General features: G+C 34.8%; 1 protein-coding gene. It reads right to left on the bottom strand.

Features of this window, described 5'->3' with window-relative positions; all coding sequences use genetic code 11:
• Nucleotides 1-254 precede the first annotated feature (254 nt).
• Nucleotides 255-466 (bottom strand): transposase (locus ACFORF_RS07980; RefSeq protein WP_380427114.1); only part of this gene is annotated, 212 nt, incomplete at its 5' end.

The following is a 466-nucleotide window of genomic DNA, read 5'->3' as shown; positions in this document are numbered from 1 at the left end:
TGTTGATGTCGTTACTTACAGTTTACACGAAAGAAACCCTATGAGTTTTTTGTTGCACTATATTTTATAATTTATCACACTCAAAAAGCCCTATAATCTCCTCAGTGGAGTTACCCACTACAGAAATTATAGAGCCTGTCTTTTTACATATTTTTATGTTGAATTTCAAAAATCCTTGCCAATATAATAAAACTTTGCTATACTAATAAAGTTCTCAAGAAGAGGACGAAGCAATGCTAAATTTCAAGTCTAAGTTAGGCATTTAGTAAAAATTGTCTAGGAGATAAATAGTTCAAACATTTCTTTGGATAGTTGTTAATCCAATTTTCGATGAAGGCGACCATTCTTATGGTCGTTTTCTTTGTGCCTTTTGGCAACCATCGTCTAATGAGTCTGTTATGGTTCTCGTTGGTTCCTCTTTCCCAAGAGGCGTAAGGGTGGGCATAATAGATGCACTCAGGATCAA

Source organism: Streptococcus caprae (assembly GCF_042649745.1).
GTDB classification, from domain to species: Bacteria; Bacillota; Bacilli; order Lactobacillales; family Streptococcaceae; genus Streptococcus; species Streptococcus caprae.
This window is presented reverse-complemented; position numbering and strand designations above follow the sequence as displayed.